The organism is Pseudomonas sp. NFPP04, from assembly GCF_900113815.1.
In the GTDB taxonomy this organism is placed as follows: domain Bacteria; phylum Pseudomonadota; class Gammaproteobacteria; order Pseudomonadales; family Pseudomonadaceae; genus Aquipseudomonas; species Aquipseudomonas extremorientalis.
In genome coordinates, this window is record NZ_FOQS01000006.1 from 89,296 (window position 1) to 96,091 (window position 6,796).

Here is a 6,796-nt window from a genome sequence, read left to right on the forward strand (position 1 = left end):
GCCAGCGTGTTTGATGGGGCGCCTAACATCAAAATCAAAAGCAGATCAAAAGCCAGAGCCAGAGCCAGAGCCAGAGCAAACCACCCTTCAACTGATACATGAAGATCAAACTGTGGGAGGGGGCTTGCCCCCGATGGCGGTGTGTCAGCCAACTCATCAGCGACTGACCCACTGCCATCGGGGGCAAGCCCCCTCCCACACTTTGACCGAGTACCGGCCATACAATCCGGTCGGCTCTAAGGTCGCCGCGCTCTTGCTTTTGATCTTGGGCGCCCCGTCAAACACGCTGGCCGGAGTGAGGGCATGCCGAGCCTAAGCGAGGCACCGAGTGTTGGGGCGAAGGCCTTTTGCTTACTTTTGGCTGGGCCGGCTTCCGGCCTTTCCAAAAGTGAGCCGCTGTAAGAGCGGAACCATAGGTGGCCGTTACCGAAGCAACGGATATGTACACAACACGACACCACCCCGCCATCACCCCGGCACCGGAATCACCCGCAACCCCCTCACCGACTTATAGGAAAAACTTGAATAAATCTCCTTGACGCAAGGCAACGTCTGCAACACCTCCCGCGCAAACTCCCCAAACGACTCCAGATCCCTCGCCACCACTTCCAACAAAAAATCATACCGCCCCGACACGTTATGGCACGCCACGATCTCGGGAATCGCCAACAACCGCTGCTCGAATGCCCGGGCAATTTCCTGGGTATGACTCTCCATCATGATGCTGACAAACGCCGTCACCCCATACCCCAGCGCCTTGGGCGAGAGAATCGCCTGGTACCCGCTGATCACCCCGCTCTCCTCCAGGTTGCGCACCCGGCGCCAACAGGGCGAGGTCGTCAGGGAGACGCGGTCGGCCAATTCAGCCACCGTGAGGCGGGCATTGCCTTGCAGCGCGTTTAAAAGCGCTTTATCGGTGCGATCCAGACGGATGGGCATAACGTGCCTCTATTCGTTATTTTTATGAGGTTTTCATCCCGGGACGCGGGGATTACCGGCAAATATTGCAAAGTTCATCTCTGGTTATGAGCATAGCATTGTAGGAAATAAGGAGCGTCCGACATGAACAATAAACACAATGCATTCGGCTTTTCCACCCGCGCCATCCACCACGGCTACGACCCCAAGGACCACCACGGCGCACTCGTCCCGCCGATTTATCTGTCGGCCACCTTTGCCTTCCCCACCGCCGAATACGGCGCCGCCTGTTTTGCCGGTGAAGCCAGCGGCCACTTCTATACGCGCATTTCCAACCCGACCCTGGCGCTGCTGGAGTCACGCATGGCGACCCTGGAAAACGGCGAGGCGGCGGTGGCCTTCAGTTCCGGGATGGGGGCGATTGCCGCGACGTTCTGGACCCTGCTACGCCCCGGCGACGAGGTGATCGTCAGCCAGACGCTGTACGGTTGTACCTTCGCCCTGCTGCACCACGGCATCGGCGAGTTCGGCATCAAGGTGCGGCATGTCGACCTCACGGACCTGGCGGCCCTGCAAGCCGCGCTCAGCCCCGCAACGCGCATGATCTACTGCGAAACCCCGGCCAACCCCAACCTGCAACTGGTAGATATCGCCGCCGTCGCCACCCTCGCCCACCACCAGCCCAATGTCACCGTAGTGGTCGACAACACCTACTGCACGCCCTACCTGCAACGCCCCCTGGAACTGGGCGCCGATGTGGTGGTGCATTCGGCCACCAAGTACCTCAGCGGCCACGGCGATATCACCGCGGGCATTGCCGTGAGCAGCCAGGCGCTGGCCCAGCGTATTCGCCTGCAAGGCCTCAAGGACCTGACCGGCGCCGTCATGTCGCCCCAGGATGCCTCGCTGTTGATGCGCGGCCTCAAGACCCTGGCCCTGCGCATGGACCGCCACTGCAGCAACGCCCAGGCCGTGGCCGAAGCCTTGCAGGCGCACCCGGCCGTGGAGCGCGTGACTTACCCGGGCCTGCGTTCTTTCCCTCAATACGAACTGGCGACACGCCAGATGAAAATGCCCGGTGGCATGATCGCCTTCGAACTCAAGGGCGGGATCGAAACCGGCCGGCGCTTCATGAATGCACTCAAGCTGTTTACCCGCGCGGTCAGCCTGGGCGACGCCGAATCACTGGCCCAGCACCCGGCGAGCATGACTCACTCCACCTACACCCCGGAAGAGCGGGCCGCACACGGCATCAGCGAGGGGTTGGTGCGCTTGTCGGTGGGGCTTGAAGACATCGCCGACCTGCTGGCGGATGTACAGCAGGCACTGGCCAAATGCACGCGCACGCTGCAACGTCCTTCCAGGCTCGTGAGTCTTTAAATCCGATTTTTTAAGATTGGATCCCCTTCCCGCCGCCAGGCTGTACTAGCATAGGTTCCGGCGGGAAGGACTATCACGGTAGGTTATTCGCATTGGCTTGCATCTTAATCCCCGCTGCTATAAGGCCGAATACCTGCACGCCTCATGGATGAATTGATGAACTCACAGTTGTTTCCGCATATTGGCAAGGTCATCGCCAGCACCGGCAGCCGCCATTTTCCGCGCATGCTGCATGACCTGATCCTCACCCAACTGGCCGTGGACGCCACCCATATCACGCAACTGCAGGTGAGTGCCGAAGGGCAGGTCCGGCGCAAGATCAGCCCGGTCTACACCGACTCGGTAGAAGCCTTGGGCGAAGAGCAACCTGCCGCACAATTGCACCTCACCCGCCGCCGCGACGACGTGCGCTATGTGTTGTCGGTGTATCGCTCACACCAGTCCGAAAATTTCTCGCCGCAGGAGCGCAGCATGCTGCAGGACTTCTCCACCCTGCTGCTGCCCATGGTCGAAAAACACATCGCCGCGATCCAGCCTTGCCGCCAGGACAGCGAGCCGGTGACCGCGGAAAACCAGGGCCTCGAAACCCTGCGCCGGCGCATCGAGGAACGCCTGGTGCAATCGGGGCTGACCCTCTCCAACCGTGAACTCGAAGTGTGCGTCGGCCTGCTGGCCGGGCGCACGGCGCCGGAGCTGGCGGAGCAATTGGCATTGAAGGTCAACACCATCGAGAGTTACCTCAAACGTGCGGCGATCAAGCTGGGGATCAGCGGGCGGCATTCGTTGTTGCGGTGGATGTATGCCACCGAGGAAAGTACGGGGCTTTAAGCTCACACCGATCAAAATGTGGGAGGGGGCTTGCCCCCGATGGCGGTGGGTCAGCAACCGAAATTGTGGCTGATACACAGCAATCGGGGGCAAGCCCCCTCCCACATTGGGTTCTCATTGACAAGCAGGATTCAATCCCTTGCCAAGGCCTCGATCGGGTCCAGCCGCGCCGCATTCCGCGCCGGCACAAAGCCAAACACGATGCCGATCAATGTCGAACAGGCAAACGCGGTCAGAATCGAGCCCAGGGAAAACACCATCTCCCATTCCTTCACGAACACTGAAAACAAAAAGCCCAGGGCATAGGACAGCGAGATTCCGATCAGCCCACCGATCAAACACACCATCACCGCCTCCACCAGGAACTGCTGGCGAATGTCCGATTGCCGGGCGCCTACCGCCATGCGAATACCGATCTCGCGGGTACGCTCGGTCACCGACACCAGCATGATGTTCATCACCCCGATACCGCCCACCAGCAGCGAAATCACCGCGATCAACGACAGCAACAGCGCCAGGGAGCGACTGGTTTTCTGCACCGTCTGCATGATGCTGTCGAGGTTGTTGGTGAAGAAATCCTTGGTGCCGTGACGTTGCAGCATCAGCTTGTTGACGTTGTCTTCCACCACCTTGCTTGGCTGACCGTCCTTGATGCGCACGGTGATACTGTCCAGATGGCGCTGCCCCAACAGGCGCCCCGCCGCCGTTTCATAGGGCACCCACACATTCAATGCCTTGCTGGCGGCGAACATGTTTTTATTGTCGGCCGTCACGCCGATCACCGTGCACGGCAGGTTGCCCACCAGGATCACCTGGCCCAGCGGGTCGACGTTGGGTCCGAACAGGCGATGGCGGGTGTTGTGGTCGATCACCACCACTTGGGCCTGGCGCCGTGCGTCGCTTTCGCTGAAGGCGATGCCGGCTTCAAGCTTCAGGCCCTTGACCTTGAAATAGCGGTCACTCACACCGTTGACCTGCGCATCCAGGTCGATATTGCCAAAGCGCAGCAACAGGTTGCGGCCCACCACCGGCGTGGCACTGTCGACGTAATACAGCTGGTTCAACGCGTCGACATCCGAGGGCATCAACGTCTCGATGGCCGAGGCGCGGCTGTCACCGAAACTGGTGCCGGAAAAGATATCGATGGTGTTGCTGCCGATCGCCTGGATGTCCTTGAGCACATAACGCTTGGCGCCTTCGCCGATGGCCGAGATCGACACCACCGAGGTAATACCGATGACAATACCGAGCATGGTCAGCAAGGTGCGCATGCGATGGGACACCAGCGCGACCCAGGCCATGTTGAACGCTTCCTTGAACAACCCCAGGCTCGCCACCAGACGCCGGGCGCCACTGCGCCTGGGTTCGATGGGCGCTTCGCCGGGCAGCTCCAGGCCGACACTGTCGTTGGCCTTGTCGCTGACAATCTCGCCATCGCACACCTCGACGATGCGCTGGGCGTTCGCCGCGACCTTGGGGTCGTGCGTCACGATAATCACCGTGTGCCCGGCGGCGTGCAGCTCAGCGAGGATACGCATGACCTCCTTGCCGCTGTGGGTGTCGAGGGCGCCGGTGGGTTCGTCGGCCAGGATCACTTCACCGCCGTTCATCAACGCACGGGCAATACTCACCCGCTGCTGCTGCCCGCCCGACAGCTGGCTGGGACGATGGGTGGTGTGGCTGGCCAAGCCCAGGCGGGCCAGCAACTCCCGCGCACGGCTATGGCGCGCGGTCTCCGGCGTACCGGCATAGATCGCCGGCATCTCCACGTTGTGCAAGGCGCTCAAGTGCGCCAGCAAGTGGTAGCGCTGGAAGATAAAACCGAAGTAGTCACGGCGCAGTTCGGCCAATTGCTCGTCGCCCAATGAGCGGGTTTCGATGCCATTGATCTTGTAGCTGCCGGCCGTGGCGTAATCCAGGCCGCCGAGGATGTTCATCAGGGTGGACTTACCCGAGCCCGAGGCGCCGATGATCGCGACCATTTCCCCGGCGTGAATCGTCAGGTCGATGCCCTTGAGCGCAATGAACTCACGCTCGCCGGCCATGAAACTGCGGGTGATGCCCTTGAGTTCCAACAGTGGCTGGGTCATCCGTCAGTTCCCCGCCACAGCCGGCGTGGCTTCGCCGATCACCACTTTGTCACCTTCGGCCAGGCCTTCGAGGATCTGCACCTTGACGTTATTGTTGATCCCGGTCTTCACATTCCGCGACACCGCCTTGCCCTTGGCATCCAGCACCCGCAGCGGGTAGCTGCCATCGTTGTTGCGCGCACCGAGCGCCGCCACCGGCACCATCAACGCGGCCTGGGCGGTGTCGAGCACGATACGCACCTGGGCGGTCATGGCGATACGCAGGCGGTGATCGGGGTTGGGCACGTCGAACAGCGCGTTATAGAACACCGCGGTGTTCTGCTTTGGCGTACCGGCGGTCTGGGTTTCCAGGAAATTCTGCGGCGCCGGCTCGGTGCCGCGCAGCTTGGCGTAGTAGCGCTTGTCGGCCTCGCCGAGGATGGTGAAGTACACCTGCTGGCCGGGGCTGATGTGGATCACATCCGCCTCGGAGACCTGGGCCTTGACGGTCATGGTGTCCAGGTCCGCCAATTTGAGCAGTACCGGCGCCAGTTGGCTGGCGATCACGGTCTGGCCTTCCTGGGTGACAATGCCCACCACATCGCCGTCGATGGGCGCGACGATGCGGGTGTAGGCCAGGTTGACCTTGGCGGTGTCGATCTGGATGTGCGCGCTTTTGATCTGCGCATCCAGGGACAGCAGGTTGGCCTGTTGCACCTGGAAGTTGGACTCGGCGTCTTCGAAGTCCTGACGGGATACCGACTCGTCGATCTGCAGGCCTTTATAGCGCTCGTACACGGACTTGGCCTGCTTGAGCTGGGCCGCCGTGGCGCGGCGTTGGGCCTGAAGGTTTTCTTCGTCGACCTGGGCCTTGCGCAGGGTGTTTTGCAGGACCAGTGGGTCGATTTCGGCGAGCCATTGACCCTTTTTCACTTTGTCGCCGACCTTTACTTTCAGGGACTTCAATTGGCCGGAGACTTGGGCGCCCACGTCGACCTGTTTGATGCCTTCGAGCAGGCCGGTGGCCAGCACGGCGTTTTCGATGTCACCGCGTTGAGCGGTGGCTGTGAGGTATTGGGGGGCGTCGGCGGGGGCCTGGACCGTGTAGATGATCAGGCCGATGGCGACTGTGATTACTGTGAGCATTCCTAGTTTGCGTAACTTTGACTTTTCCATGGGTGGCCTTTGATCGAGTACATATCCGTTACTTGGGTAACGGCTGATAGGGGTTCCGCCCTTACGGCGGGTCACTTTTGAAAAGAGCCCAAAAGTAACCAAAAGGCTCTTGCCCCAACACTCGGCACCTCGCTTAGGCGCGGTGTGCCCGAACGCATGCCAGCGTGTTTGACGGGGCGTCTGAGAGCAAAAGCCAGATCACCAGCAGATCAAAAGCAGGCTGATATCTACCTGATGTATGGAGATCAAACTGTGGGAGGGGGCTTGCCCCCGATTGCAGTGGGACAGCCACAGATGCATCAACTGACACACCGCCATCGGGGGCAGGCCCCCTCCCCCATTTGAGCCGCGCTCGACAAACACAATACCGGTCGGCCCTGAGGCCGCCGGGCTAGCCGTTACCGAAGCAACGGATATGTACACCG

The 6,796-nt window shown here is 61.0% G+C and carries 5 protein-coding genes; 2 read left to right on the top strand and 3 right to left on the bottom strand.

All coding sequences use genetic code 11. From position 1 onward, the window contains the following. Positions 1 to 468: 468 nt before the first annotated feature. Positions 469 to 939, bottom strand: coding sequence for an Lrp/AsnC family transcriptional regulator (locus BM017_RS15035; RefSeq protein WP_092245699.1), 471 nt, complete (start codon positions 937 to 939; stop codon positions 469 to 471). Between the two features lie 123 nt (positions 940 to 1,062). On the opposite strand from BM017_RS15035, the gene BM017_RS15040 reads away from it, so the two are divergent. Together BM017_RS15040 and BM017_RS15045 are read left to right on the top strand one after the other, a co-directional pair. Continuing rightward, positions 1,063 to 2,298, top strand: a complete 1,236-nt coding sequence (locus tag BM017_RS15040; protein WP_092245702.1) for a methionine gamma-lyase — start codon at positions 1,063 to 1,065, stop codon at positions 2,296 to 2,298. Positions 2,299 to 2,454: 156 nt separating this feature from the next. Next, positions 2,455 to 3,126, top strand: coding sequence for a helix-turn-helix transcriptional regulator (locus BM017_RS15045; RefSeq protein ID WP_170856082.1), 672 nt, complete (start codon positions 2,455 to 2,457; stop codon positions 3,124 to 3,126). A gap of 131 nt (positions 3,127 to 3,257) precedes the next feature. Here the strand turns inward: BM017_RS15045 and BM017_RS15050 are convergent, their stop codons facing one another. Together BM017_RS15050 and macA are read right to left on the bottom strand one after the other, a co-directional pair. Beyond that, entirely contained in the window at positions 3,258 to 5,216 is a 1,959-nt protein-coding gene (locus tag BM017_RS15050; protein WP_092245708.1) for a MacB family efflux pump subunit, read from the bottom strand. A gap of 3 nt (positions 5,217 to 5,219) precedes the next feature. Beyond that, on the bottom strand, positions 5,220 to 6,371 hold the full coding sequence (gene macA / locus BM017_RS15055; protein WP_092245711.1) for a macrolide transporter subunit MacA: 1,152 nt from the start codon (positions 6,369 to 6,371) through the stop codon (positions 5,220 to 5,222). Between the last annotated feature and the right edge of the window lie 425 nt (positions 6,372 to 6,796).